At 62.5% G+C, this 26,932-nt stretch carries 23 protein-coding genes and 1 riboswitch; of the genes, 16 read left to right on the top strand and 7 right to left on the bottom strand.

All coding sequences use genetic code 11. From position 1 onward, the window contains the following. Positions 1 to 82 precede the first annotated feature (82 nt). Entirely contained in the window at positions 83 to 415 is a 333-nt protein-coding gene (locus ACOZJV_RS26730) for a DMT family transporter (RefSeq protein WP_078469530.1), read from the bottom strand. Between the two features lie 103 nt (positions 416 to 518). Here ACOZJV_RS26730 and ACOZJV_RS26725 point away from each other — a divergent pair, with 103 nt between their 5' ends. Together ACOZJV_RS26725 and waaA are read left to right on the top strand one after the other, a co-directional pair. After that, a complete protein-coding gene (locus ACOZJV_RS26725; RefSeq protein ID WP_078469531.1) occupies positions 519 to 1,421 on the top strand; it encodes a LysR family transcriptional regulator in 903 nt (300 codons plus the stop codon). An 11-nt stretch (positions 1,422 to 1,432) separates the two neighbouring features. After that, on the top strand, positions 1,433 to 2,713 hold the full coding sequence (gene waaA / locus ACOZJV_RS26720; RefSeq protein WP_421548881.1) for a lipid IV(A) 3-deoxy-D-manno-octulosonic acid transferase: 1,281 nt from the start codon (positions 1,433 to 1,435) through the stop codon (positions 2,711 to 2,713). A 181-nt stretch (positions 2,714 to 2,894) separates the two neighbouring features. Here the strand turns inward: waaA and ACOZJV_RS26715 are convergent, their stop codons facing one another. Further along, positions 2,895 to 4,328, bottom strand: a complete 1,434-nt coding sequence (locus tag ACOZJV_RS26715) for a TolC family outer membrane protein (protein WP_020299466.1) — start codon at positions 4,326 to 4,328, stop codon at positions 2,895 to 2,897. A gap of 197 nt (positions 4,329 to 4,525) precedes the next feature. Next, positions 4,526 to 4,630, top strand: a riboswitch (TPP riboswitch). 165 nt (positions 4,631 to 4,795) lie between these two features. Here ACOZJV_RS26715 and thiC point away from each other — a divergent pair. Both thiC and cytX read left to right on the top strand, forming a co-directional pair. Continuing rightward, positions 4,796 to 6,685, top strand: coding sequence for a phosphomethylpyrimidine synthase ThiC (gene thiC / locus ACOZJV_RS26710; RefSeq protein ID WP_020299465.1), 1,890 nt, complete (start codon positions 4,796 to 4,798; stop codon positions 6,683 to 6,685). Between the two features lie 103 nt (positions 6,686 to 6,788). Next, positions 6,789 to 8,081, top strand: coding sequence for a putative hydroxymethylpyrimidine transporter CytX (cytX, locus tag ACOZJV_RS26705; protein WP_421548880.1), 1,293 nt, complete (start codon positions 6,789 to 6,791; stop codon positions 8,079 to 8,081). On the opposite strand, the gene ACOZJV_RS26700 is transcribed toward cytX, so the two are convergent. Next, the gene (locus ACOZJV_RS26700; protein ID WP_421548879.1) at positions 8,050 to 8,796 is read right to left on the bottom strand and encodes an RsiV family protein; all 747 of its coding nucleotides are present in this window, start codon (positions 8,794 to 8,796) and stop codon (positions 8,050 to 8,052) included. The genes cytX and ACOZJV_RS26700 overlap by 32 nt on opposite strands. A 223-nt stretch (positions 8,797 to 9,019) precedes the next feature. On the opposite strand from ACOZJV_RS26700, the gene ACOZJV_RS26695 reads away from it, so the two are divergent. The 9 genes from ACOZJV_RS26695 to ACOZJV_RS26655 all read left to right on the top strand — a co-directional run bounded on the left by ACOZJV_RS26695 (position 9,020) and on the right by ACOZJV_RS26655 (position 18,323). Continuing rightward, on the top strand, positions 9,020 to 9,637 hold the full coding sequence (locus ACOZJV_RS26695) for an NUDIX domain-containing protein (protein ID WP_078469535.1): 618 nt from the start codon (positions 9,020 to 9,022) through the stop codon (positions 9,635 to 9,637). After that, positions 9,628 to 10,080 (top strand): DUF1249 domain-containing protein, encoded by a 453-nt coding sequence (locus ACOZJV_RS26690; RefSeq protein WP_020299461.1) that lies wholly within the window; start codon positions 9,628 to 9,630, stop codon positions 10,078 to 10,080. The genes ACOZJV_RS26695 and ACOZJV_RS26690 overlap by 10 nt, the downstream gene beginning before the upstream one ends. A gap of 98 nt (positions 10,081 to 10,178) precedes the next feature. Further along, entirely contained in the window at positions 10,179 to 10,994 is an 816-nt protein-coding gene (gene cpdA, locus ACOZJV_RS26685) for a 3',5'-cyclic-AMP phosphodiesterase (protein ID WP_421548878.1), read from the top strand. A gap of 109 nt (positions 10,995 to 11,103) precedes the next feature. Beyond that, positions 11,104 to 11,712, top strand: a complete 609-nt coding sequence (locus tag ACOZJV_RS26680) for a YqiA/YcfP family alpha/beta fold hydrolase (RefSeq protein ID WP_078469538.1) — start codon at positions 11,104 to 11,106, stop codon at positions 11,710 to 11,712. A gap of 43 nt (positions 11,713 to 11,755) precedes the next feature. Continuing rightward, positions 11,756 to 13,660 carry a DNA topoisomerase IV subunit B gene (gene parE / locus ACOZJV_RS26675; protein ID WP_020299458.1) on the top strand — a complete coding sequence of 635 codons (1,905 nt, stop codon included), beginning with the start codon at positions 11,756 to 11,758 and terminating at the stop codon, positions 13,658 to 13,660. Further along, positions 13,660 to 14,643, top strand: a complete 984-nt coding sequence (locus ACOZJV_RS26670) for an esterase-like activity of phytase family protein (protein ID WP_421548877.1) — start codon at positions 13,660 to 13,662, stop codon at positions 14,641 to 14,643. The genes parE and ACOZJV_RS26670 overlap by 1 nt, the downstream gene beginning before the upstream one ends. After that, positions 14,640 to 15,158 (top strand): retropepsin-like aspartic protease family protein, encoded by a 519-nt coding sequence (locus tag ACOZJV_RS26665; RefSeq protein WP_020299456.1) that lies wholly within the window; start codon positions 14,640 to 14,642, stop codon positions 15,156 to 15,158. The genes ACOZJV_RS26670 and ACOZJV_RS26665 overlap by 4 nt, the downstream gene beginning before the upstream one ends. A 10-nt stretch (positions 15,159 to 15,168) precedes the next feature. Then, on the top strand, positions 15,169 to 17,433 hold the full coding sequence (gene parC / locus ACOZJV_RS26660; RefSeq protein WP_078469541.1) for a DNA topoisomerase IV subunit A: 2,265 nt from the start codon (positions 15,169 to 15,171) through the stop codon (positions 17,431 to 17,433). 179 nt (positions 17,434 to 17,612) lie between these two features. After that, positions 17,613 to 18,323, top strand: a complete 711-nt coding sequence (locus ACOZJV_RS26655) for a PqiC family protein (RefSeq protein WP_020299454.1) — start codon at positions 17,613 to 17,615, stop codon at positions 18,321 to 18,323. 213 nt (positions 18,324 to 18,536) lie between these two features. Here ACOZJV_RS26655 and ACOZJV_RS26650 read toward each other — a convergent pair whose 3' ends face one another. Further along, a complete protein-coding gene (locus ACOZJV_RS26650) occupies positions 18,537 to 20,078 on the bottom strand; it encodes an AhpA/YtjB family protein (RefSeq protein ID WP_020299453.1) in 1,542 nt (513 codons plus the stop codon). A gap of 134 nt (positions 20,079 to 20,212) precedes the next feature. On the opposite strand from ACOZJV_RS26650, the gene serB reads away from it, so the two are divergent. Further along, positions 20,213 to 21,427 carry a phosphoserine phosphatase SerB gene (serB, locus tag ACOZJV_RS26645; RefSeq protein ID WP_020299452.1) on the top strand — a complete coding sequence of 405 codons (1,215 nt, stop codon included), beginning with the start codon at positions 20,213 to 20,215 and terminating at the stop codon, positions 21,425 to 21,427. Between the two features lie 85 nt (positions 21,428 to 21,512). Here the strand turns inward: serB and asd are convergent, their stop codons facing one another. From asd to ACOZJV_RS26630, 3 genes are read right to left on the bottom strand one after another with little or no spacing between them, the layout of a single operon-like run. Further along, positions 21,513 to 22,373: an archaetidylserine decarboxylase gene (gene asd / locus ACOZJV_RS26640; protein ID WP_201129187.1), complete on the bottom strand. Its 861-nt coding sequence runs from the start codon at positions 22,371 to 22,373 to the stop codon at positions 21,513 to 21,515. An 18-nt stretch (positions 22,374 to 22,391) separates the two neighbouring features. Next, the gene (locus tag ACOZJV_RS26635) at positions 22,392 to 23,207 is read right to left on the bottom strand and encodes a rhodanese-like domain-containing protein (RefSeq protein ID WP_421548876.1); all 816 of its coding nucleotides are present in this window, start codon (positions 23,205 to 23,207) and stop codon (positions 22,392 to 22,394) included. Positions 23,208 to 23,250: 43 nt separating this feature from the next. Beyond that, a complete protein-coding gene (locus ACOZJV_RS26630; protein WP_421548875.1) occupies positions 23,251 to 24,789 on the bottom strand; it encodes an HDOD domain-containing protein in 1,539 nt (512 codons plus the stop codon). Positions 24,790 to 24,955: 166 nt separating this feature from the next. On the opposite strand from ACOZJV_RS26630, the gene motA reads away from it, so the two are divergent. Beyond that, a complete protein-coding gene (gene motA, locus ACOZJV_RS26625; protein WP_020299448.1) occupies positions 24,956 to 25,807 on the top strand; it encodes a flagellar motor stator protein MotA in 852 nt (283 codons plus the stop codon). Between the two features lie 3 nt (positions 25,808 to 25,810). Next, positions 25,811 to 26,911 carry a flagellar motor protein MotB gene (gene motB, locus ACOZJV_RS26620; protein WP_421548874.1) on the top strand — a complete coding sequence of 367 codons (1,101 nt, stop codon included), beginning with the start codon at positions 25,811 to 25,813 and terminating at the stop codon, positions 26,909 to 26,911. Positions 26,912 to 26,932: the final 21 nt, after the last annotated feature.

Genomic DNA, 26,932 nt, shown 5'->3' with positions numbered 1-26,932 from the left:
CGCAAGTTTCAAGCTTCAAGCCGCAAGCTGCAAGCGTGTCGCCTTTCTTGCCGCGCAAAGCCTGTCGCTTGCCGCTGTTTTCCTAGTGCCCGGCGGTTTTCGAAAACAGCTGGATCACCACCACCCCAAGGACGATCAGGCCCATGCCGAGCATGGCCGGCAGGTCGAGTTTCTGGCCATAAATGAACAGCGCCGCGACGCTGACCATGACGATGCCCATGCCGGCCCATACCGCGTAGGCCACGCCCACGGGGACGGTACGCACCACCAGGGTCAGCATCCAGAACGCAATGCCGTAGCCGACGATGACCAGCAGCAGTGGCAACGGGGTGCTCAAGCCTTTGACCGCTTTCATCGAAACGGTGGCGATCACTTCGGCGCAGATGGCGATGGCCAGGTAGGTGTAAGCGTTCATGGGGACTTCCTCGTGGTGGTGCGTGCTGGATGAGGTCGGCATTTTAGAGTGCGCCCAGATGCGGTAAAGTCATTACCTATCTGAATTGAAGATAGGTTGCGCCATGAGTGTGCAGTGGAATCTGGAACATCTGCAGCTGTTTATCAGCGTCGCCGAACTGCGCTCCTTTTCCGCTGCTGCGCGGGATCAGCGCAAGGCGCAATCGGCGGTCAGCAGTGCGATTGCTTTGCTTGAGGCGGACCTGGGATTGAGTCTGTTCGAGCGTAGCAGCGGGCGTCAGCCACGCTTGACCGAGGCCGGCGAGGCGTTGCTCGAAGATGCGCGGGAAGTGTTGCGCCAGTGCGAGCGCCTCAACGGTCGGGCGCTGGCCATGATGCGCGGCCAGGAGCCGCGGCTGCGGGTGGCGCAGGACGAGGCGATGCCCTATCAGGCGGTGGTCGACAGTTTCGAGGCCCTGGCCTTGCAGTTCCCCAGTATCGAAGTGCAATTGACCAGTGCCGCCCAGGGTGACGTGGCGCGCAAATTGGTGGAGCGCCGGGCCGATCTCGGGTTGCTGTTTTATCACGAGCAGATTCCCGAGGCCCTGGAGCGTCGGGTATTGGGCAGTGTGGAAATGGTCACCGTGTGTGGCGTGGCGCACCCACTGGCCCGGCAGGCGCGGGTGGATTGCCAGCAGTTGGCGCAGCATCGCCAGCTGTTGATGTCGACTCAATCCAGCGTCTACCCCGGCAGCGAGGCTGCCAGCCCCCAGGTCTGGCGCGCCGACAGTTTCTATGTAATGGCCGAGTGGCTGGTGCGCGGCCTGGGGTGGGCCTGGTTGCCACGGCATGTGGTGCAGTACCCGGCGTATCAGGACCAGATGGTCGAGCTCAGTAGTGAGTGGACGCCCCCGGCGCTGGTGGTCGAGCTGGTGTGGCGTCGCGATGAGCCGCTGGGACCTGCGGCGCGTTGGCTAGCGGAACGTTTTGCCGTGCACTTGCAGGCTATCGGCGGCAAAAGCCGATAAACTCCGCCGCCATGAATAGAACTCTGTATACCGCGCTGTTTTACCTGGGGCTGCCATTGGTGGCGATTCGGCTATGGCTGCGTGCGCGCAAGGCGCCGGCCTACGCCAAACGCATTGGCGAGCGCTTTTCCTATGGTCTGCCGCCGTTGCAGCCGGGCGGGATCTGGGTGCACGCGGTGTCGGTGGGCGAAAGCATTGCGGCGGCGCCGATGATCCGCGCATTGCTGGCGCGCTACCCGCAACTGCCGATCACCGTGACCTGCATGACCCCTACCGGCTCGGAGCGGATCCAGGCGATGTTCGCCAATGAGCCACGAATCCAGCACTGCTATCTGCCTTATGACCTGCCCTGTGCCGCCGCGCGCTTTCTCGACCGGGCAAAGCCGAGGCTGGCGGTGATCATGGAGACCGAGCTCTGGCCCAATCACATCCACCAATGCGCCAAGCGCGGCATCCCGGTGGCGCTGGCCAATGCGCGCTTGTCCGAGCGTTCGGCCAGGGGCTACGCACGGTTTGCCCGATTGACCCGGCCGATGCTCGAGGAAATGAGCTTGCTGGCGGTGCAGACCGCTGCCGAGGCTGAGCGCTTCCTGAGCCTGGGCGCGCGCCCGGAGGCGGTGCAGGTCACGGGTTCGATCAAGTTCGACCTGACGATCGACCCGCAATTGCTGGTGCGGGCCAGTGAGCTGCGCCAGCAGTGGCGAGCGGTGGAGCGTCCGGTATGGATCGCTGCCAGCACCCACGAGGGTGAAGACGAGGTGGTGCTCAATGCCCATCGTCAGTTATTGGCGAGCCATCCGGATGCCTTGCTGATTGTGGTGCCGCGTCATCCGGAGCGCTTCAACTCGGTGTTCGAACTGTGTCGCGAGCAAGGGTTCGAGACCATTCGCCGTTCCACCGGTGAGCCGGTCACCCGCAGCACGTCGGTGCTGCTGGGCGACACCATGGGCGAGTTGCTGTTTCTCTACGCCCTGGCCGACAGCGCCTTTGTCGGAGGCAGCCTGGTCAGCAACGGCGGGCATAACCTGCTGGAGCCGGCGGCGCTGGCCAAGCCGGTGCTGAGCGGGCCGCACCTGTTCAACTTCCTGGAAATCGCCGCAATGTTGCGCGAGGCGGGGGCCTTGCAAGAGGTCGACGATGCCGAGGGGTTGGCGGTGGCGGTGCAGCGTTTGTTCGAGCTGCCACGGGATGCGCAGAAAATGGCCGACGCGGGCCTTAAGGTCATGGCGGCCAACCAGGGTGCCCTGCAACGCTTGCTCGACGGCCTCGACCGCCTCCTCAACCCCCGCTGACCTGGAGCCGCTGCCGCAGGCTGCGCTGGCCCGAATCGACGCTGGGGATACTCCTGAGGTACCTCCGGCGTTCCCTATGGCCAGCGCAGCCTCGTGCCTCGGCCACAGATGAGCCACTGTAGCCGCAGGCGGCAATAAAAAAGGCCACCCGCTTGGGTGGCCTTTTTTTCTGTCGGTGGGTTCAAGGGCGGGCTTTAAGCTGCTCTTGCGCGGCTTTGGCCAAATCCGGCGGGAGGAAGTCGCGGTCCGGGTTGTAATCGGCCTTGAGGTAGCGCGACAGGTCCTGCAGGTCGCCCGGACTCAGGGTGCCCGCAGCCTGCTTCAGGCGCAGGTTGTCGAGGATGTAGTCGTAGCGGCTGTTGTTGTAGTTGCGCACCGAGGTGTACAGCTGGCGCTGGGCGTCGAGTACATCGACGATATTGCGCGTGCCCACCTGGTAGCCGATTTCGGTGGCTTCCACCGCGCTCTGGTTGGAGATGATCGACTGGCGCCGGGCTTGCACCTGCTCGACATCGGTATTCACCGCGCGGTGCAGGTTGCGGGTGTTTTCCACCACCTGCCGGCGCAGGCCTTCGCGTTGCTGTTCGGTCTGGCTCAGGCGCGAATAGGACTCGCGCACCTGGGAACTGGTCAGGCCGCCGCTGAAGATCGGGATATTCAGCTGCAGGCCGACGGTGCGCTGCTCGACGTCGCTGCCATAGCGCTGGCCCAGGGGGTTGGGGTTGCTGAAGCCGAGGGCGTCGTTATCGCCTTTCTTGTACTGCGCTACTGCGTCCAGGGTCGGTGCGTGGCCGGCCTTGCGCTGCTTGAGGGTTTCTTCGGCGGCGCTGACCGCGTAGTTGCTGGCCAGCAGGTTGAGGTTCTGGCGGGCGGCGGTGTCGACCCAGGACTTGGCGTCATTCGGCGTCGGCGCCAATACCGGCAAGGTGTGGACAATGCCCTGGATCGAGTTGTACTCGCGGTTGGTCAGGGTGATCAGTGCTTCGAAGGCATCGTCCACCTGGCGCTGGGCGAGGATCCGGTTGGCCCGCGCCGTGTCGTAGCTGGCCTGGGATTGCAGGACGTCGGTCTTGTCCGAGAGGCCGACATCGAAGCGCTCGTTGGACTGGTCCAGCTGGCGCTTGAAGGCCGATTCCTCGGCCTTGGTCGAGGCCAGGTTGTCCTGGGCACGCAGCACTGCGAAGTAGTTTTCGGCGGACTGCAGGATCAGGTTCTGCTCGGTGGCCGACAGTTGCAGGGCGGCCTGTTCATTGATGTCTTTGGCGGCTTGCAACTGGAACCAGCGGTCGGCGCGGAACAACGGTTGAGCCAGGGTCGCCTGGTACACGGTGCCGCTGCGGGTGGCGGTCATCGAAGGTTCGTCGAACTTGGTTCGGGTGTTGTTCATGTCGGCGCCGGCCGAAAGATTGGGTAGCAGGCCGGCACGTGCCTGAGGCACGACTTCTTTCTGTGCGCCGTATTGGGCGCGGGCGGCGGCCAGGTCGGCGTTGTTGTCCACGGCTTCCTGGTAGACGCTGACCAGATCGGTCTTGGTGGTTAAGGGCGCTTCTGCTGCCCAGGCCAATCCATTGGACGCACAAGACACGGCAAGGGCCAGTGAGAGTTTGCGCAGCATGAGACGATCCCTAGAGTTGATATTACGGCGATAATTCAAGCGCCAAGGCTACGGCGCGGCCCGTGGAGCGTCAAGGCGCTGCACAGCCCAGCGAGTGTAGATGTGCTGACCTGTCGCAACAATCCTGCAATTACGCCATTCATCATGCTGATTGCACGGGCATTGGCATTGGGCGCGGACTTTGGTCTAGACTGCGCGAGTTCTTGTCGGGGTGCCTTGCTATGAGGCTGAGATCGGATAATCCGGATCCCGTTGAACCTGATCAGGTTAGCGCCTGCGTAGGGAACAAGATTTCTCGTCACCCGGCGAGTCCTCTTGTGCTTCGTCCGGGATGTTGTTCGACAATCGAACACCCCTCGAGCACTGAGCACAGCACCCACTGGTTTTTTCAGTGACGCGTGCGTCCATTCGTTACAGGTTCGCTCCGACAAAAATCCACTGCCTGGATGCTGTCTGGAGAGCCCGTGATGACTACAAAACTAAAAAGCGCAACCAACCTGAGTGACTCGGCCAAGGTCGATCAGCAATCGGTTCAGCCCTTTACTCGCTCGCAAAAAATCTACGTCCAGGGCTCGCGCCCGGACATCCTCGTGCCAATGCGCGAAATCAGCCTCGATGTGACCCCGACCGACTTTGGCGGCGAGATCAACGCGCCGGTCGTGGTCTACGACACCTCGGGCCCGTACACCGACCCCAACGTCATCATCGACGTGCGCAAAGGCCTGGCCGATGTGCGTTCGCCGTGGATCGAAGCCCGTGGCGACACCGAGCGCCTGCCCGGCCTGAGCTCCAACTTCGGTCAGGAGCGCCTGGCCGATGCCGAGCTGACCAAGCTGCGCTTCGCCCATGTGAACAACCCGCGCCGGGCCAAGGCCGGGGCCAACGTCAGCCAGATGCACTACGCGCGCCAGGGCATCATCACCGCCGAGATGGAATACGTCGCCATCCGCGAAAACATGAAGCTCGAAGTGGCCCGGGCTGCCGGCCTGCTCGATCAGCAACATGCCGGCCACAGTTTTGGCGCCAGCGTGCCGAAAATCATCACCCCCGAATTTGTCCGTGAAGAAATCGCCCGCGGTCGCGCGATCATTCCAGCCAACATCAACCACACCGAACTGGAACCGATGATCATCGGCCGTAACTTCCTGGTGAAGATCAACGGCAACATCGGCAACAGCGCCCTGGGTTCGTCCATCGAAGAAGAAGTGGCGAAGCTGACCTGGGGTATCCGCTGGGGTTCGGACACGGTCATGGACCTGTCTACCGGCAAGCACATCCACGAAACTCGCGAGTGGATCATCCGCAACTCGCCGGTGCCGATCGGCACCGTACCGATCTACCAGGCCCTGGAAAAAGTCGGCGGCGCCGCCGAAGACCTGACCTGGGAGCTGTTCCGCGACACCCTGATCGAACAGGCCGAGCAGGGCGTGGACTACTTCACCATCCACGCCGGCGTGTTGCTGCGCTATGTGCCGCTGACCGCCAAGCGCGTGACCGGCATCGTCTCCCGGGGCGGCTCGATCATGGCCAAGTGGTGCCTGGCGCACCACAAAGAGAACTTCCTCTACACCCATTTCGAAGACATCTGCGAAATCATGAAGGCCTACGACGTCAGCTTCTCGCTGGGCGATGGCCTGCGTCCGGGCTCGATTGCCGACGCCAACGACGCCGCGCAATTCGGTGAGCTGGAAACCCTCGGCGAACTGACGAAGATCGCCTGGAAGCACGACGTGCAGTGCATGATCGAAGGCCCGGGCCACGTGCCGATGCAGTTGATCAAGGAGAACATGGACAAGCAGCTGGAGTGCTGTGACGAGGCGCCGTTCTACACCCTTGGCCCGCTGACCACCGACATCGCTCCGGGCTACGACCACATCACCTCCGGCATCGGCGCGGCGATGATCGGCTGGTTCGGTTGCGCCATGCTCTGCTACGTCACACCCAAGGAACACCTGGGCCTGCCGAACAAGGATGACGTGAAGACCGGGATCATCACCTACAAGATCGCCGCCCACGCGGCCGACCTTGCCAAAGGTCATCCCGGCGCGCAGATCCGCGACAACGCCCTGTCCAAGGCGCGCTTCGAGTTCCGCTGGGAAGACCAGTTCAACCTCGGCCTGGACCCGGACACCGCGCGCTCGTATCACGATGAAACCCTGCCGAAGGATTCGGCCAAGGTCGCGCATTTCTGCTCGATGTGCGGGCCGAAGTTCTGCTCGATGAAAATCACCCAGGAAGTCCGTGAGTACGCGGCCAACCAGCGGATCGAAGCCATCGACGTGGACGTCGCCCAAGGCCTGGCGGAACAGGCCGAGCGCTTCAAGCAGGAAGGCAGCCAGCTGTACAAGAAGGTTTAAGCCGCAAGCGGCAGGCTGCACGTTGCAAGCGAGGGCGCCGCGCCTTTTCTTGCAGCTTGAAGCTTGCCGTTGCGTTTCTCTGTCCCTCTCTGAGTCTCTCCCCTTGAGCATTCAACCCAGCACCTATTCCCCGGATATAGCGGTGCCCACCGACAAGCGTGTGTTTGGCGGCCGCGATCTGTTTTCCCTGTGGTTTTCCCTCGGCATCGGCCTGATGGTGTTGCAGACCGGTGCCTTGCTGGCGCCTGGCCTGGGCATGTCCGGCTCGTTGCTGGCGATTTTTTTTGGCACGGCGGTGGGCGTGTTGCTGCTGGCGGCGGTCGGTGTGATCGGCAGTGACACCGGCCTGTCGTCGATGGCGGCGCTCAAGCTCAGCCTCGGCAACCGTGGCGCCAGCCTGCCGGCGTTGCTCAACCTGTTGCAACTGGTGGGTTGGGGGTCGTTTGAAATCATCGTCATGCGCGATGCGGCCAGCCTGCTCGGCGCCCGCGCCTTCAGCGAAGGCAGCCTGTGGAGCAATTCCGTGCTCTGGACCCTGTTTTTCGGTGCCCTGGCGACCCTGCTCGCGGTCAGTGGTCCGCTGACCTTTGTCCGCCAGATCCTGCGCAAATGGGGCATCTGGCTGCTGCTGGCGGCCTGCCTGTGGCTGACCTGGAACCTGCTGGCCAAGGTCGATCTGGCGGCCCTGTGGGCTCAGGCCGGTGACGGTTCGATGCAGTTTGCCGTGGGTTTTGACATTGCGATCGCCATGCCGCTGTCCTGGCTGCCATTGATTGCCGATTACTCACGCTTCGGCAAGCGCGCCAGGAGCGTGTTCGGCGGCACCGCGCTGGGTTTCTTTATCGGTAACTTGTGGCTGATGAGCCTGGGCGTGGCCTACACCCTGGCCTTTGCTCCGAGCGGCGAGGTCAATGCGCTGCTGCTGGCGTTGGCGGGGGCCGGCCTGGGGATTCCACTGTTGCTGATTCTGCTGGATGAGTCGGAAAACGCCTTCGCCGACATTCACTCGGCGGCGGTTTCCAGCGGGATTCTGTTGCGCCTCAAGGTCGAGCACCTGGCCCTGGCCATCGGCGTGCTCTGCACCGTGATCGCCTGCCTGGCACCGTTGGCGCAGTACCAGAACTTCCTGCTGCTGATCGGCTCGGTATTCGCGCCGCTGTTCGGCGTGGTGCTGGTGGATCACTTCATCCTGCGCAAACGCAGCGCCCAGGTTTCGGCTGCGAGCTTGCGCTGGCCGGCGCTGCTGGCCTGGCTGGGTGGGGTCAGCACCTATCACCTGTTGGCCAACTTCTACCCGGATGTCGGCGCAACCCTGCCGTCGCTGATTCTGGCAGGGCTGCTGCAATGGCTGCTGGGCCGTGCCTTCAGTTACGGGCGGGAAACAGCTCGGGTTTGAGGATGCCGTTCAGGCGGTTGTAGGGGATCTTCAGTTCAACGTGGCCGAGGGCGTAAGGCGCGATCACCGACACGTTGTACTTGAGGATCACGCCGCCGGAGGTCAGCGCCACATTCGGGGTTTTCTGGAAGGGCCAGCTCTTGATGTACTCCGGCTCCTGATCCAGCTTGGTGCTGATCAGCCAGCTGTTGTGTGCCACTTGTGCGGCCTTCCAGAAGTTGTCTTCCTGCCCCGGCAACAGCATGTCGGCGAGGTTCAGCGCCTTGTGCTGCGCCCGTGAATAGTTGATGAAGCCGCGGCCCGGCGTGCCATGGGCGGCGCCGGTATCCAGATAACTGGCCAGCTCGATGATCACCAAGCCGTCATGCTGCTCACGTACCTTGGCTTGCAGGTACATGCTGTTGCGGCTGGGGGCGTCGCGTAAAAACGTCTGCCGATAGGCGCTGAGTGTGGCCGGAACCGAGTCTTGCGGGCTGGTACGCGTCATCTGCAACAGGCGCTTTTCGATGACGGCGTCCAGTTGCGGCTCGTCCGGGAAATGCACGGTGTCGATATTGACCAGCGGGCAATCCGGGGCATTGCACCCGGGCTTGATCTGCTCCGACTTGTCGCTGGTGGTGCTCAGCGGAGTCTTGTAGCTGGGCTGGAACAGGCTTTGGCAGGCGCCCAGGGTCAGGGCGATACAGGCCACGGAGGCGATTTTGGCAAGCGACATGGGCGTCCTTCATAAACCAGGGGGGAGCGAAAGTTACCGGCTTCGACTGTCGGCGAGGCAGTCAGTTCGCCACTAAGCTCAATACAGCCAATTAGATTAGGTTTGCCCCCTCGCCGTCTATCCCGCTGACAGGAAAGGGGCTGCATCCGGGGTCACGGGCGCGTTAGGATGGCGCGAAGTCGAGGGGGATCCTCGCAAGAACAGGCAGTAGACGAGGATTGCTATGACTGACTTTGCCAACGCCACGCCGAGCGCGGTCGATATTGTCCGCCGCGAGAAATGCTACCAGGGCTTCTATCAGCTCGATCGGCTGCACCTGCGCCATGAGCTGTTTGCCGGTGGCATGGGCAACGAGATCAGCCGTGAAGTATTCGTGCGCCATGATGCCGTGTGCATGCTGCCTTACGACCCGCAGCGCGATGAAGTGGTGCTGATCGAACAGTTTCGCGTCGGTGTCGTGGGAAAGACCGGCAACCCATGGCTGATCGAACTGGTGGCCGGCCTGATCGACAAGGACGAACAACCGGAACAGGTTGCTCACCGCGAGGCGCAGGAGGAAGCTGGGCTGGACATCAGTGCGCTGTGGCCGATGACCAAATATTTTCCATCGCCGGGGGGCAGCACTGAATTCGTTCATCTGTTTCTCGGGCGCTGCGACAGCCGTGGCGTCGGCGGCCTGCACGGGCTGGTGGAGGAGGGTGAAGACATACGCGTGTCGGTCTGGGCTTTTGAAGACGCGCTGCAGGCGGTACGGGATGGGCGGATTTCCAACGCGGCGAGCATCATTGCCTTGCAATGGCTGGCTCTGAATCGCGCTGAAGTGAGGGGGCTATGGTCGTAAACAAGCAACGCGACCGCTATCGGGTCGATCTGGTGGGGCTGCAAACCTCCTGCGAGGCCAACTACGCGCGCTTGATGCGCCTCTTGCCCGACATGCGCAACCAGCCGGTCGCCCGGCGCATTGCGGTGACCCAGGGTGACCAGATGCTGGGCGTGCTGGCCCTCGAAGTGCTGCAGGCCTGCCCCTATACCACCACCTTGCAGGTGCGCCAGGAACACAGCCTGCCGTGGCTGCCGGTGCCGCAGCTGGAAGTGCAGGTGTACCACGATGCGCGGATGGCTGAAGTGATCAGCGCCGAACATGCCCGGCGCTTTCGCGGCATTTATCCTTATCCCAATGCACACATGCACCAACCGGACGAGAAGGCCCAGCTCAACGTATTCCTCGGTGAATGGCTGAGCCATTGCCTGGCCTGCGGCCATGAATTCGAAGCAGTGCGGTAGTTGTGAACTGCGTCCGGTTCGCCAGTTTCCTCTTTTGAATTTCCCCCAGCATAATTGCGCCACCTTTTATATCCCGTGACACGCCCTGGGAGACCGCCTTGCCGAGCGTATCCACTCTGACCACCGACGATAGCGTGTTGCTGGTGCAACTCTCCGACAGCCACCTGTTTGCCGAGGCGGACGGCACCCTGCTGGGCATGAATACCTGCGACAGCCTGCAACGGGTGATCGAACTGGTGCTGGCCCAGCAACCGAAGATCGACTTGCTGCTGGCCACCGGTGATCTGTCCCAGGACGGCAGCCTGGAGTCCTACCAGCGTTTTCGCCAGATGAGCGCGTCCATTGCCGCCCCGGCGCGCTGGATCCCGGGCAATCACGATGAGCCCCAGGTCATGGCCCAGGCCGTCACCCAAAGCCCGCTGCTCGAGCCGGTGGTGGACATCGGCAATTGGCGCATCACCCTGCTCGACTCGGCAGTGCCGGGCTCGGTGCCGGGTTATCTGCAGGATGAGCAGCTGCAATTGCTGGTCCGTTCCTTGAGCGAGGCGCCTGATCGCCATCACCTGGTGTGCCTGCACCATCACCCGGTGTCCATTGGCTGTGCGTGGATGGAACCGATCGGCCTGCGCAACCGCGAAGCGCTGTTCGCCGTCCTTGAGCGCTTCCCTCAGGCGCGGGCGGTGCTCTGGGGCCACGTGCACCAGGAGATCGACCGCTTGCACGGCAGCCTGCGGCTGCTGGCATCGCCCTCGACCTGCATTCAGTTCGAGCCCGGCAGTGAAGATTTCAAGGTCGATGAGCGGGCGCCGGGTTATCGCTGGCTGCGGTTGCTGCCCGATGGCGGCCTGGAAACCGGCGTCGAGCGGGTGACCGGCTTTGATTTCGAGGTCGACTACGGCAGCGACGGCTACTGAGCCCGGGGTGCCTGTCGCCACGGCGGGACAAGTCGATACACCTGAAGGCAAGTCAATCCGCCAGACTCCCTGTAAACTGCGCCCTTTGCTTGATGCCTAGGGAGCTCGCATGTCCGGTTCGATCCTGTATATCCACGGTTTCAACAGCGCACCGGCGTCGCAGAAGGCCAGTCAGTTGAGTTCGGTGATGAGCACCCTGGGGCTGTCCGATCAACTGCGGGTTCCGGCCCTGCATCATCACCCGCGCGAGGCGATGGTCCAGCTGGAGCAGGCGATTGCCGAGCTCGGAAGGCCATTGCTGGTCGGCAGCTCGCTCGGCGGCTACTATGCCACTCACCTTGCCGAGCGCCATGGCCTGAAAGCCCTGTTGGTCAACCCCGCTGTCAGTCCGCATCGGATGTTCGACGGCTACCTGGGCACGCAGAAAAACCTGTACACCGATGAAACCTGGGAGCTGACCCACGACCATGTAGCGGCCCTGGCCGAACTGGAAGTACCGGCGCCCCAGGATCCCCAGCGCTATCAGGTGTGGTTGCAGACGGGTGACGAGACTCTGGACTATCGCAGCGCTCAGCTGTATTACCGTGCCTGTGCCTTGCGCATTCAAGCCGGCGGCGACCACGGTTTCCAGGGTTTTGCCGGACAATTACCGGCGTTGTTGAGTTTTGCCGGCATTGGCACAGATCAGTACCAGGCGATCGATTTCACTGCACTGTGAAGCCGCGCCTCTATTTTCATTGAACGACTAACGACGAGACCCCATGGCCACTCCCAGCGCTAGCTCTTATAACGCAGACGCCATCGAAGTCCTCTCGGGCCTCGACCCGGTGCGCAAACGCCCGGGCATGTACACCGACACCAGTCGGCCGAACCACCTTGCCCAGGAAGTCATCGACAACAGTGTCGACGAGGCCTTGGCCGGGCATGCGAAGTCGGTGCAGGTCATCCTGCATGCCGATCACTCCCTTGAAGTGTCCGACGATGGTCGCGGCATGCCGGTGGATATCCACCCCGAAGAAGGGGTTCCCGGTGTCGAGCTGATCCTCACCAAGCTGCACGCCGGCGGCAAGTTCTCGAACAAGAACTACCAGTTTTCCGGTGGTTTGCACGGCGTGGGCATCTCGGTGGTCAACGCCCTGTCGACCCTGGTCCGGGTCAAGGTCAAGCGCGACGGCAACGAATACCAGATGACCTTCGCTGACGGCTATAAAGCCACCGACCTGGAAGTGATCGGTACCGTTGGCAAGCGCAACACCGGGACCAGCGTGTATTTCGCACCGGACCCGAAGTATTTCGATTCACCGAAGTTTTCCGTCAGCCGCCTCAAGCACGTGCTCAAGGCCAAGGCCGTACTGTGCCCGGGGCTGCTGGTCAGCTTTGAGGACAAGTCCACCGGCGAGAAGGTCGAGTGGCACTACGAAGATGGCCTGCGCTCCTACCTGGAAGACGCGGTCAGCGAATTCGAACGCCTGCCCAACGAGCCTTTCTGCGGCAGCCTGGCCGGTAACAAGGAGGCGGTGGACTGGGCCCTGCTGTGGCTGCCCGAGGGTGGCGACAGTGTGCAGGAAAGCTACGTCAACCTGATCCCTACGGCGCAGGGCGGGACCCACGTCAACGGCCTGCGCCAGGGCCTGCTGGATGCGATGCGCGAGTTCTGCGAATTCCGCAGCCTGCTGCCGCGCGGGGTAAAGCTGGCTCCGGAGGACGTCTGGGAACGCATCGCTTTCGTGCTGTCGATGAAGATGCAGGAGCCGCAATTCTCTGGCCAGACCAAAGAGCGCCTGTCGTCCCGTGAAGCGGCGGCCTTTGTTTCGGGTGTGGTCAAGGACGCCTTTAGCCTGTGGCTCAACGAGCATCCGGAGCTGGGTCTGCAGCTGGCGGAACTGGCGATCAACAACGCCGGCCGTCGTTTGAAGGCCAGTAAAAAGGTCGAGCGCAAGCGCATCACCCAGGGCCCTGCACTGCCGGGCAAGCTGGCCGATTGCGCCGGGCAGGACCCGATGCGTTCCGAGCTGTTCCTGGTGGAAGGTGATTCCGCGGGTGGTTCGGCCAAGCAGGCGCGTGACAAGGAATTCCAGGCGATCCTGCCGCTGCGCGGGAAAATCCTCAACACCTGGGAAGTCGACGGCAGCGAAGTGCTGGCCAGCCAGGAAGTGCACAACATCGCTGTGGCCATCGGTGTCGATCCGGGCGCAGCGGACATGAGCCAGCTGCGTTACGGCAAGATCTGCATCCTCGCCGACGCCGACTCCGACGGCTTGCACATCGCCACCCTGCTTTGTGCGTTGTTCGTCCAGCATTTCCGCCCGCTGGTGGATGCCGGCCACGTCTACGTCGCCATGCCGCCGCTGTACCGCATCGACTTGGGCAAAGAGATCTACTACGCCCTGGACGAGGCCGAACGCGATGGCATTCTCGATCGCCTGGTGGCCGAGAAGAAACGCGGCAAACCCCAGGTCACCCGATTCAAGGGTCTGGGTGAAATGAACCCGCCGCAACTGCGCGAAACCACCATGGACCCCAATACCCGGCGCCTGGTGCAGTTGACCCTCGAAGATTTCGAGGCGACCTCGGAAATGATGGACATGCTGCTGGCGAAAAAACGCGCCGGCGACCGCAAGTCCTGGTTGGAATCCAAAGGCAACCTGGCGGAGGTTCTGGGCTGATGCGCAGAGGCTTTGCCCTGGCCTTGGCGCTGGTGGTGACGTCGGTGCTGGCAGAGCCTGTACCCGAGCTGAAATTGCTTGCCGAACACCCGGTCGAAGGCATGCGCGGCGGCAACCTGTCGGGGTTGGCGCTGTGCGGCAATGAGCTGTGGACGGTCTCCGACCGTGATGATGATCAGATCTATCGTCTCGATACCCGGGACACGGTGTGGCAGGCCGAGACCGTGCACATCGAGGTGCCTGCGGTGCCGGATGCAGGCTTGCCCTGGGGCCTGAAGTCGCGCACTTGGGCGACCTCGCTGGTGCGCGGTGGCGCGCTGGATTTCGAAGGCATCGCCTGCGATGGCGCGGGCAACAAGTACATCGTCAGTGAGTCCGAGGCCACGGTGCTGCAGGTGCCGGTAACGGGGCGGCCGGACTGGCTGAAAATCTCGCCGATCCTGGTGCGTGAGGCCCGGGCCAGTGGCATGTTGCTGCACTTCAATGCCTTGTTCGAAGGGCTGGCGGTCAACCCGGAAGGCAACCGCTTATGGCTGGCGGCCGAGCGCGAGCGCCGTGGGTTGTTGCTGATCAAGCGCGAACAAAGTGTCTGGAACTGCGACGGCGCCTGCGTATTGCTCAGCGAGGCGGGTGTGGAAATGCAGCCGGCGCAAATGCCCAAGGCCCGCGCGGTGTCTCGGGACTTTGCCGATCTGGCCTTGTTCGAGGGTAAGTTATTCACCCTGGAGCGCAACGCCTATCGGATCTGCCGCCGGGATGCGCAAACGGCCAAGGTCGAGCGGTGCTGGTCGTTTGCCGCCGAGGCGCTGGTAGAGAGTCGCCAGTATCCACAGGCGTACGGCCTGGCCGAAGCATTGCTGGTGGATGCCGATGGCGCCTGGATCGGCCTCGACAACAACAACGGTGCCCGGGTCGATGGCGAGAGCAGGCCGATCGTCTGGCGCTTTGCCGCCCCGCAAGGTGGCTGGAGCGACAAATCATGAGCCGACAGCCGGGCAGCCGTGCAGGGCGGATCATGCTGATCCTGGCTTGGGCCGCCGGTCTGTTTTTGGCCACGCAGTTTTTTTCGCAGTGGGAGCGGCGGCAGGAGAACCCCAACGCTGTCGTCACTTCGCAACAACACGAGGGTTACATCGAAGTGAAACTGGTCGGAAACGGCCAGGGACATTTCGTCGCCAGCGGCCAGATCAACGGCCAGCCGGTGGATTTCATGCTCGACACCGGGGCCACCGATGTGGCGATTCCCACCCGCCTGGCCGAGCGCCTGGGGCTGGAGAAAGGCTCCCCGGTAACCCTGAGCACTGCCAATGGTCGCAGCGAGGGCTATCGAACCCGCCTCGACCGCGTGCAGTTGGGCGATATCGTTTTACGTGATGTCCGGGCGCTGGTTGCGCCGGGGCTGGACGGTGAACAAGTGCTGCTGGGCATGAGCGCTTTGAAACAACTTGAATTTACCCAGCGTGGCGGCACTTTGCTGCTGCGCCAGACAACGAACTGATGAGGCCCGCATGAGCGACTCCCTTGATCTCAGCCTGGACGGTGTAGAGCGCCGGTCACTGGCTGACTTCACCGAAAATGCCTACCTCAACTACTCCATGTACGTGATCATGGACCGTGCCCTGCCGCATATCGGCGACGGCCTGAAGCCCGTACAGCGGCGGATCATCTACGCCATGAGTGAGCTGGGGCTGGACGCTGATTCCAAGCACAAGAAGTCCGCGCGTACCGTCGGTGACGTGCTCGGCAAGTTCCACCCCCACGGCGACTCGGCCTGCTATGAAGCCATGGTGCTGATGGCTCAACCCTTCAGCTATCGCTACACGCTGGTGGACGGGCAGGGCAACTGGGGTGCGCCGGATGATCCCAAGTCCTTCGCGGCCATGCGTTATACCGAGGCGCGGTTGTCGCGTTACTCCGAGGTGCTGCTCAGCGAACTGGGCCAGGGCACCGCGGACTGGGGGCCGAACTTCGACGGCACCCTGGACGAACCCCTGGTGTTGCCGGCACGTTTGCCGAATATCCTGCTCAATGGCACCACCGGTATCGCTGTGGGCATGGCCACCGACGTGCCGCCGCACAACCTGCGTGAAGTCGCCACTGCCTGCGTCAGGCTGCTGGATGAACCCAAGGCTACGGTCGAACAGCTGTGCGAGCACATCCAGGGTCCGGACTACCCGACCGAAGCGGAGATCATTACCCCGCGCGCCGATCTGCTGAAAATGTACGAAACCGGCAAGGGCTCGGTGCGCATGCGTGCCGTGTACCACGTCGAAGACGGCGATATCGTGGTCACCGCACTGCCGCACCAGGTTTCCGGGGCCAAGGTCCTGGAACAGATCGCAGCCATGATGCAGGCCAAGCCCTCGAAAGCACCACAGGTTGCGGACCTGCGCGATGAGTCGGACCACGAGAACCCTTGCCGTATCGTGATTATTCCTGTCAATAGCCGGGTCGATCACGAAGCGCTGATGCAGCACCTGTTTGCTACCACCGATCTGGAGTCGAGCTACCGGGTCAACATCAACATCATTGGCCTGGACGGCAAGCCGCAGCTGAAAAACCTGCGCGCGCTGCTGGTGGAATGGCTGGAATTCCGGGTGCAGACCGTGCGTCGCCGCCTGCAATTCCGCCTCGACAAGGTCGAGCGTCGCCTGCACCTGTTGGACGGCTTGTTGATTGCCTACCTCAACCTGGATGAAGTGATTCACATCATCCGCACCGAGGAGCACCCCAAGGCCAGCCTGATCGCGCGTTTTGCCCTGAGTGAAATCCAGGCCGACTACATCCTCGACACCCGCTTGCGTCAATTGGCGCGACTGGAAGAGATGAAGCTGCGTTCCGAGCAGGATGAACTGCTCAAGGAACAGGCCAAGCTGCAAGCCTTGCTCAACAGCGAAGCCAAGCTGAAGAAGCTGGTGCGTACCGAACTGATCAAGGACGCCGAAACCTATGGCGACGATCGCCGCTCGCCGATTGTCGAGCGCGCCGAAGCCAAGGCCATGACCGAGCATGATCTGCTGCCCAACGAGAAAGTGACGGTCGTACTCTCGGAAAAAGGCTGGGTGCGCTCGGCCAAGGGCCATGACATCGACGCCACCGGGCTTTCCTACAAGGCCGGTGACGGCTTCAAGACCTCGGCGCCGGGGCGTTCCAACCAATATGCGGTGTTTATCGATTCCACTGGCCGCAGCTATTCGGTGGCTGCGCACACCCTGCCGTCGGCACGGGGCCAGGGCGAGCCATTGACCGGCCGTCTGACACCGCCACCCGGGGCGAACTTTGAATGTGTACTGCTCCCTGAAGACGATGCTTTGTATGTCATCGCCTCTGACGCCGGTTACGGTTTCGTGGTCAAGGGTGAAGACCTGCAGGCCAAGAACAAGGCGGGCAAGGCGCTGTTGAGCCTGCCCAACAACGCCAAGGTGCTGCCACCACGCCCGGTCGCCGACCGCGAGCAGAACTGGCTGGCTTCGGTCACCACCGAAGGTCGCCTGTTGATCTTCAAGATCAGCGATCTGCCGCAGTTGGGCAAAGGCAAGGGCAATAAGATCATTGGCATTCCCGGCGAGCGCGTAGCCAGCCGTGAGGAATATGTCACTGATATTGCCGTGCTACCCGATGGCGCAACCCTGGTGTTGCAGGCCGGTAAACGTACCTTGTCGCTCAAGGCCGATGACCTGGAGCATTACAAGGGCGAGCGTGGACGCCGTGGTAACAAATTGCCACGTGGATTCCAGCGGGTGGATGCGTTGCTGGTAGAAAATCTCAATTAATGCGGGTTAGAGCGCTCGATCTGCGATTTAACGCGTAGATCGACGCTACAGCGCTGGAGTCAGGACGCATATTCACGGATGATATGCGCTTTCAAGCGCCGGCGTAGCTGAGCGTTATTTAGAGTTTTTTTGAGTATTTACACTGTGGCTAGCCTTGTGGCCGCCACCTGGATGGGATGATGACTGCTCTGCGCCTTCCTTTGGTTTTTTTGCTCGCTGGCGTTCTTGGCCTGGCGGGTTGCAGCGTACACCAACCGGTGTCGCTGTATCAGCTGGACAGCGGAAGTCCAGCTCAGCCGGCCAATGCCGGCATGTCGGTGGTGCTGGGTCCGGTGTTGATCGCCGATTACCTGCAACGTGAAACCCTGCTGCAACGCCAGGATGATGGCAGTTTGCAAGCTTCGACCGATGGTCGTTGGGCGGGTAGCCTGTCCTCCGATATTGGCCAACTGCTATTGCGCCAGGTGGCAGGTCACCTGGACAGCCAGCGCGTAGTACTGGCGCCGGCGACCAGCGGGTTTACCCCGGATGTGCAGGTGCTGCTGTCGATCACCCGCCTGGATTCCGGTAAATCGCAGCCGGCGGTACTGGATGCGCAATGGCGCCTGATCGACCGTCGTGGCCAGGTGCGTGATAACCGCATCGTGCACTTGCAGGAGCAGCACGCGGGCACTACGGCCTCCCAGGTCCAGGCCCAGGGCGTATTGCTGCAGCGTCTGGCCGAGCAACTGTCGGGCGCTCTGAAGCCGCTGGCCAACCAGCCTGTGGTGGCTGAGGTGCCACGCAAGGCCGCTCCGGCCCCTGCGGCCAAGCCTGTCGAGCAGGAGAAGCAGCCAAAGATCCCGATGGCTACTCCTATCCGTACGGATATGGAAGTGTTCAGGTTCTAGGTTGTTGGCCCCCAAGACAAAGCCCGCTCTGAAGCGGGCTTTGTTGTTTCTGGGGTAAACCTTTGCCCATAGCCGTTGGCTGCGAGCTGGCAGGTTCGGGCGCTTGAAGGCTGCTGTCGCGATAGCGGTGGAAGGCGCAGTTACTCGACAGGCGCGTTGTTCAGCCACAAAAAAGCCCGCTACACCGCGGGCTTTTTATGGGCGGGGCCAGGCTTAAAGCTTGGCCCGTGTCTCGTGCATGCGTGCCAGCTGGCGCTCCAGCATCGATGGGTAGGGCTCCATCAGGCGTTCGACGCAGCAGGCGCCTTCCGGGCTGGCGATTGGGCGAATGCGTGCGCGTTGACGGATCAGCGCGTCATCACTGATCTTGCGTTCCACCAGCAGCAGATTGCGACTGTGCTGGGACAGCGCCAGGGCGTCCTGGGCGGTTTCGGTCAGCAGCAGGTCGATCTGGCTCAGGCCAAACAGCTCGTCACCCAGGGTCAGGCCCAGTTGCAATTGCAGGGTGATGCCGCTGTCCGCGACTTCGATCTGCAAGGCATGGCCCAGGGCGCGCAGCAGTTCGCCGCAGCAAATGGCGTTGGTCAGGTAGTCGTCACCACTGTCTTCACTGTGGAACAGCATCAGGGTGCTGCCGTCGTTCAGGGTATGCAGCTCGCTCTGGTAGAGCGACGCAGCCTGGTCGAGGCAGTCGCGATAGCGTTCCAACAGCTCCGTCAGTCGAGCACGGGGCAGGCGACGCAGCTGATCCTGGGCGCCGAGTTGTACCGCCAGCACCGCACTGTGCTGCGGTTGCGCGGGCGTTACCGGCCGTGCCAGCGGCTTGGGGGCGGTGGGTGTGGTGTGATCGCGCAGGTCGGCGAACGGGTCTTCTTCGTCCAGTTCGTCTTCTTCGGCGCTGACCAGCCGCCGCGGCGCAGGCTTGAGGCCGGCGACCGGGGCGCTTTCATCAAAACTAGGGTCGCGCAAGTTACGCATCTCGAAGGCCGGCTCGCGGTCCTGAGGTTCGTCGTAATCCTCGTCGTCGTAATCGGCCTCGGGTTCGGGTGCCGGCTGCGGTTTCTCCGGTGCCAGGCGGGCATGGAGCTGGCGCGCCAGGTCGCCGATTTCATCCTGGCGCTGGGTAGCCGGGGTGTGTTCGTCCATGTCACGCAGCCAGACCCGCAATTGCATCAGGGGGGTCGAGATGTGACGTCCCAGGCGCAGGCTCAGGGCCAGAGCCAGGGCCAGCAGGATCGCGCTGAGGATGCCCATGCTTTGCAGGCTGATGGTCATCGGCTGCTGGAACTGCGCCATGTCCAGGCTGATCCGCAGGTTGCCGGCGGTCACGTCCTGGAAGGTGATCTTGGTCTGGTAGACGCCTTCGGTCTCGCCCAGCAGGCTGCTTTTCGGGCGTTGGCCGGCTTCTGCGAGGATCCGGTTATCGACGCTGTAGATGGCCGCGTGGGCCACCAGCGGATTTTTGGTCAGGTTGTTGAGCAGCACATTGAGGCTGAGGATGTCGTTGGACACCAGCAGCTCGGTCGCCGAAGTGGCGGTCTGGGTGGTCAGGCTCTGGCCCAGGGCATCGGCTTGTTCATGCATGGCTTGCTTGAATTGCAGGCCCATCACGCAGGCGTAGATCACCAGGGCCAGGGCGACCAGGATCACGTTATGGCTGGCAATGCGCAATGCAATCGGTACACGGCGGTGGCGCAGTGCACGGAAGATCAGCAGAAAGAAATTATCGGTTTTAACAGGCGTGGGCCGGTTCACTGAGCTCGGCTCTTTTGTCCGTGAAGTTGACGCGCAGTATAGCGACAGGCCCTAGGCCGGCAAAGCGCTGGCTGTGCCCGATGGTCACTGAATGTGGGTAGAATGCGGTTTTTTTCCACCTGCGGGGGTGCGCCTTGCGCGAAATCGTCCTGATAAACATCACCGGTGAAGATCGTCCCGGTCTCACTGCAGCCATTACCGGCGTTCTGGCCCAGGGTGGTGTGAATATTCTCGACATCGGTCAGGCGGTGATCCACGACACCTTGTCGTTCGGCATCCTGGTTGAAATCCCGAGCACCGAACAAGCGTCCTCGGTGCTCAAGGACATTCTGTTCACCGCTTACAAGCTGGACCAACAGGTACGTTTCACCCCGGTTTCCGAAGAGGATTACCAGCAGTGGGTCGGCGGTCAGGGCAAGAAACGCCATATTGTGACCCTGCTGACCCGCAAGGTGACGGCCGAGCAGTTGCAGCGAGTGAGTTCGATCACCGCCAAATACGGCCTGAATATCGACCATATCGACCGTCTGTCGGGGCGCATGCCCCTCGACACCCCGGCCGATCAAGGCAAAGGCTGCATCGAGTTCTCGGTGCGCGGTGAAGCCGCCGATCCCCAGGCATTGCGCGCCGAGTTCCTGAGCGTCGCCCAGGAATTGAACGTCGATATCGCCTTTCAGGAAGACTCGCTGTTCCGCCGCAATCGCCGCCTGGCGGTATTCGACATGGACTCGACGCTGATCGAGGCCGAAGTCATCGACGAATTGGCCAAGGCCGCAGGCGTGGGGGACCGTGTTGCCGAAATCACCGAGCGGGCCATGGCCGGCGAGCTGGATTTTCGCGCCAGCTTCAAGGAGCGCCTGGCGTTGCTCAAGGGGCTGGACGTCGGCGTGCTTGATTCCATAGGTGCATCACTGCGCCTGACCGAAGGCGCCGAGACGCTGTTTGCCGAGCTCAAGCGCCTGGGCTACAAAACCGCGATCCTCTCGGGCGGTTTCACCTACTTCGCCAAGCAACTGCAGGCCAAGCTGGGTATCGACTACGTGTTTGCCAACGAGCTGGAAGTGGTAGATGGCAAGGTGACGGGTGTGGCGGTCGAGCCGATTGTCGATGCCCAGCGCAAGGCTGATCTGCTGCGCGAACTGGCGCACAAGGAAGGCTTGCGCCTGGAGCAGACCATTGCCGTGGGTGACGGCGCCAACGATTTGCCGATGCTGGCGATTGCCGGGTTGGGCGTGGCGTTTCGCGCCAAACCGCTGGTCAAGCAATCGGCCAAGCAGGCGATTTCCACCCTGGGCCTGGACGGTGTGCTGTACCTGCTGGGCTTCCGTGATCGCGACGGCCAGCTCTAAGGGCCAGGTGTGCTGTTTTGCTCAGCTAACCCCCCCATAAAAAACGCCGCTGATCAGCGGCGTTTTTTTGCGTCCGGGAATGGCTTCAGGCTTTTGGCAAGCCCAGGCCCTGGCCCATCTGCACCGGCGAGCCGGCGACCAACTCCTGCGCCCACTGCACCTGATCCGGGCCGAACAGCACGATGGCGGTCGATCCCAGTTTGAAGCGGCCCAGCTCGGCGCCTTTTTCCAGGTGGATCGGCGCACGCGCGGCTTCGTCGTAACGCACGGTTTTCAGCTCGCGCTTGGGTGGTGTTACCAGGCCGGCCCAGACGGTTTCGATCGAAGCGACAATCATCGCCCCCACCAGCACCACGGCCATTGGGCCGCGTTCGGTATCGAACAGGCACACCACGCGTTCGTTGCGGGCAAACAGCTCCGGGACGTTTTCGGCAGTGGTCTGGTTAACCGAGAAAATCCGGCCCGGCACGTAGACCATTTCACGCAGGGTGCCGGCCAGCGGCATGTGCACGCGGTGGTAGTCCTTGGGCGACAGGTAGATGGTGGCGAAGTCGCCGCCCATGAACGGCGCGGCAACGGCAGCATCCCCGCCCAGCAGTTCGAGCACGCTGTAGCTGTGGCCTTTGGCCTGGAACACCCGGCCATGTTCAATCGGGCCGAGCTGGCTGACGGCACCGTCGGCCGGGCTGAGGATGGCGCCCGGGGTTTGGTCCAGCGGGCGGGCGCCGTCTTTCAGGGCGCGGGTGAAGAAGGCGTTGAAGTGCTCGTAGGCACTCAGGTCTTCCACCAGGGCCTGGGACATGTCCACTTGATAACGCTTGGCGAACCAGGCAGTGAAGGCATTCTTGAACCAGCGCACGCGGCACTCGGCAATGCAGCCGGCCAGGCGCGACAGCAGGTGGTGAGGCAGCAGGTACTGGCTGAGGATAAACAAACGCTTTTTCATTAACTGTCCTTAAAAACCTTAAATCTCTACAGGCGTGTCGGGGTGGTTGCCCCATTCGCCCCAGGAACCGGCATAGCCCTTGACCCGCGGATAACCGAGCGCCTTGGCCACCAGGTAGGTGAAGCCAGAGCGGTGGTGGGTCTGGCAGTGGGTGATGATTTCTTTGTCTTTGCTGATGCCGAGGTTTTCGAGGATCTGCGGCATGTCGGAGCGGATGCGCAGGTTGCGCGTCTGGTCCATGCCGGCGGTCCACTCGAAATTCACAGCGCCGGGGATGTGGCCGCCTTTGGCTGCCAGGACTTTTTCGCCCGAGTACTCCAGCGGTCCACGGGCATCCCAGATCGCCAGGTCGGCAGCGCCGAGGCGGCTTTGCAGGTACTCGCGAGTGGCGGTGGGTTCGTCGTGCAGGGTCAGGGCGACCGGGCCGCCAGCGGCCGCCGGCACCGAAGTGGACACCGGCAGGCCTTGCGCCAGCCAGGACAGCAGGCCGCCATCGAGGTAGTGATACCGGGTGTGGCCGATGACATCGAGCAGCCAGATGAAACGCCCGGCCCAGCCGCCGCCTTCATCGTCGTAGACCACATAGACCGCGTTGGGGTTGTGCCCCAGTTCGCCGAACAGCGCTTCAAGCGCGCCTTGGGTCGGCAGCAGGCCCGGTGCGGGAGGCTGGCCGAGCTGGGTGCGCTTGGGGTCGACAAAGTGGGCGCCGGGAATATGGCCGGTGGCATAACGAGCGGCGCTGGTCAGGTCGACCAGGATCAGTTCGCGGGATTCGAGGCGGTCGAGCAAGTCGCTCGGCTCGATAACCAGCGGCAAGCCAGAGAAGTCAGACATGTGAGGTCTCCAGAGCACAAAGGGGAGGATTGTAGCGCAAGCGTCATTGGCTGCGGTTGGTAAAGCTGTGAAGGGCTTTTTCAATACATTGCGCAGTTTTGCCAAAGGCCTGGACGCTGATTTCCGAGAACGGCCCGCCGTCCTGGTCGGCGGCGATCAGCATCACCACGCGGCCGTTGCTCGAGAGCGAGCGCAGCAGCAGGTGCTCGCCACGGAACAGGCCGCGCAACTGCGGCGGCAGCAGGGCCGAGAATTGCGCGTTGTTGTCCGGGTTCAGGCGCACCTGAGCCGATTTGGTCACCAGGCGTTGCAGCACGTTGCTCTGGCTGACGCGCAGGGTCAGGTTCGCCGACTCCGCAGGCAGGCCGGCAATTTGTTGTGCCCGCAGATTGGCCAGGCCGCGATCGACCATCAGCAGCATCACCCGGCGCATGCCACAGGCCACCAGCGCATCGCAGGCGGCGCTGGTGAGGTGCAGCGCATTGCGAAAGGCGCTCGGTTCGACCAACAGTTGTGCACATTGTTCGCGCCAGTGTCCCAGCGCTTCGGCAGTCGGTGCCGGGGCCGGCAGCAAACCCTTGGGCAGGCGCCGTGCATCCCACGGCCAGAGCAAGGCCTCGGCAGGGTGCCAGAGACCGGGCGCCGCGTCGTTGCGCGCGCTGATCACCGCCTGCTGGTGCAGCTGCTGTTGCAGGTTGTCCATGGGCATTTGCAGATAAAGGCTGGTCAGGTGCTGCCAGCGCAGGCAGTGGGTGCTGTCCCAGGCGTATTGCGCCGAAAGTGCCAGGCCGTTGGCCAGCAACACGCTGTTGGCCGGCTGGTTCAGCCAGCGACGCAGGTCGGGGTCGGCATCCAGGCGTTGTTGCTGATGCAGTGGATGTTCGCTGTCGCGGGCAATGTGCAGGACCTTGACCAGCAGCCGGCGCTCGCTGATCAACAGGCGATAGCCCTGTTGGACCCAGATCGGCAGGTGCCAGACCTCCACCAGTGCCTGGCATATCTCCAGCAACCTGACGCCGAACAACTCCAGCTCGACCTTGTGCGCCGATTCATGCTTGTGGATAACTCGCAGTTCCCACTCTTCCAGCAGCTTCGGCTGGGCCAGGGCCAGGGGCCACAGTGGCGATAGAAACAGCAGACTGCCCCAGTGGATGTCCTGCCAGAGGCGGGCCAGGCGGCTGGCGAAAAAACCATTGGCCTGCTGGCTGGCGTGCTGGCTGATCAGTTGCAGTTGGCGCAGGACCGGCGGGATCTGCCCTTCCGGCAGCGCTGGCAGGCGAGCGAGCAGTTCTTCGGTGCGCTTGAGGCCCAGGCGGTTGAGGGCGACCTCAAGGTTTTCCGCAGGCTCGCTCATGCTGCCGTGGGTATGCCGATTGGCCTCGCGGATGATGCTCAAGGCCAGCGCTGGGCTGTTCTGCATCAGGTCGGCGATATCGCGCAACGAACTGCGGCTGTCGGCGATGGCTCGACAGACTTTGTCGTGGCTGACTTGCGGCACCGGCAACGGCACCCCGTCCAGGAGCTTTATCCAGCCGCTGAGGGTCGTCGGTCGGGGAGTTGGGACTGTCGTTTCATTAGACATGGCTGGGCGCAATCATCGTCTGCTGTAAACACGCCCAGAGCGGGCCAAACTGGCTTTTCGCCTTAACTGGCTATAGTCTGGCGCAGTTTTGCCGATAAGTAGAAGAAGAGTTTTAAGAACTTCCGAATATGACCTTGAACCCGACTCAATAAGTACTCTCCTACCTATGGCTAAAATTATCGGCATCATCGTCGTATTCGCGAGCGTGCTCGGCGGATACGTGCTCTCACACGGCAAAATCGCAGCCCTGATCCAGCCCTTCGAAGTGCTGATCATCGGCGGCGCGGCCTTTGGCGCATTCCTGCAGGCCAACCCCGGCTATATGACGATGCACGTCATCAAGAAATCCCTGGGGATGTTCAGTTCGCGCTTCACCCACACGTTCTATCTGGAAGTGCTGGGCCTGGTGTACGAGATCCTCAACAAGAGCCGCCGCGAAGGCATGATGGCGATCGAGGGAGATATCGAGGACGCCGCCGCCAGCCCGATTTTCGCCAAGTACCCGGCGGTGCTCAAAGACGCCCGCATGACCGCTTATATCTGTGACTACCTGCGCATCATGTCCTCCGGCAACATGGCTCCCCACGAGCTTGAAGGCCTGTTCGACATGGAGCTGTTCAGCATGAAGGAAGACCTCGAGCATCCTTCCCATGCGGTGACCGGCATCGCCGACGCCATGCCCGGCTTCGGTATCGTTGCCGCGGTATTGGGGATCGTGGTGACCATGGCTTCCCTGGGTGAGGGCGACCAGAAGTCCATCGGCCTGCACGTAGGTGCGGCGTTGGTGGGTACCTTCTTCGGTATTCTCGCGGCGTACGGTTTCTTCGGCCCGCTGGCCACTTCCCTGGCCCACGATGCCAAGGAAGAACTGAACGTCTACGAAGCCATCAAGGCGGCCCTGGTCGCTTCCGCATCCGGCATGCCGCCATCGCTGGCTGTGGAGTTCGGGCGCAAGGTGCTGTACCCGGCGCACCGTCCAAGCTTTGCCGAGCTGGAACAAGCGGTTCGCGGTCGCTAAGTCATGGAAAATAACCAGCCGATTATCATCAAGCGCGTCAAGCGCTTCGCTGGCGGACACCACGGGGGCGCCTGGAAAATCGCCTTCGCCGACTTCGCCACGGCGATGATGGCGTTCTTCCTGGTGCTGTGGTTGTTGTCCACCGCCACCCCGGAACAGAAGATCGCCATCGCCGGTTACTTCAAAGACCCGATCGGCTTCTCCGAAAGCGGCACACCCTACATCATCGACTTGGGCGGTTCGCCTGAGCTGGCGCCGGACACCACCCTCAACCCCGAGGTGAAGTCCCAGCCACAGCCGGACAAGGTGACAGTCGATTCCGAACAGGTCGAGGGCATGGCCGAACAGGTCGAGCGCGAGCGTCTCGAGCTGTTGTTGCAGGAGCTGCAGAACAAGGTTGAAGAGAACCCGCAGCTGCAGAAATTCAAGGACCAGATCCTGTTCGAAATCACCCAGGACGGCTTGCGCATCCAGATCATGGACGCTGAGAACCGGCCGATGTTCGACTCGGGTAGCGCGCGTCTGAAACCGTATTTCGAAGACATCCTGCTGGCCATGGCCGACACCATCAAAGCGGTGCCGAACAAGATCAGTATCAGCGGCCACACCGATGCCAAGCCGTACTCGGGCGCCGGTGACTTTGGCAACTGGGAGCTTTCGGCCAACCGTGCCAACGCCGCACGCCGCGCCCTGGTCGCGGGCAGCTATCCCGACTCCCAGGTGGCACGGGTGGTGGGGTATGCCTCGTCGTCGCTGTTCGATCGCAAGGACCCGTTCAACCCGGTCAACCGGCGGATCGATATCGTGGTCCTGACCAAGAAGGCACAGCGTGCCATCGAGGGTGAGCAACTGCCGGCCGATGTGCCGACTCAGGGGCAGGGTGCGCCGGGCGAAGTGCCGGGGGCTGCGGCTGATCCGAATGCCTTGCCGCCAGGCGCCGATCCGCTGCCGGCACATGAAGTGCGGCAGCGCCTGAATATCTTCGAGGATGGGGTGTTGAAGATGGATGAGCCCGGCAAGTCTGGACAGCCTTCGACCGCACCGGCACCGGCCACGCCACCTGCGACGCCACCGCCAGCGTCTGCGCCCGCAGCGCCGAAGTAACCCACAAAAAAGGCCGCGATG

Origin of the sequence: Pseudomonas sp. QD4, assembly GCF_049199125.1 — a bacterium.
Lineage (GTDB): Bacteria > Pseudomonadota > Gammaproteobacteria > Pseudomonadales > Pseudomonadaceae > Aquipseudomonas.
This window is presented reverse-complemented; position numbering and strand designations above follow the sequence as displayed.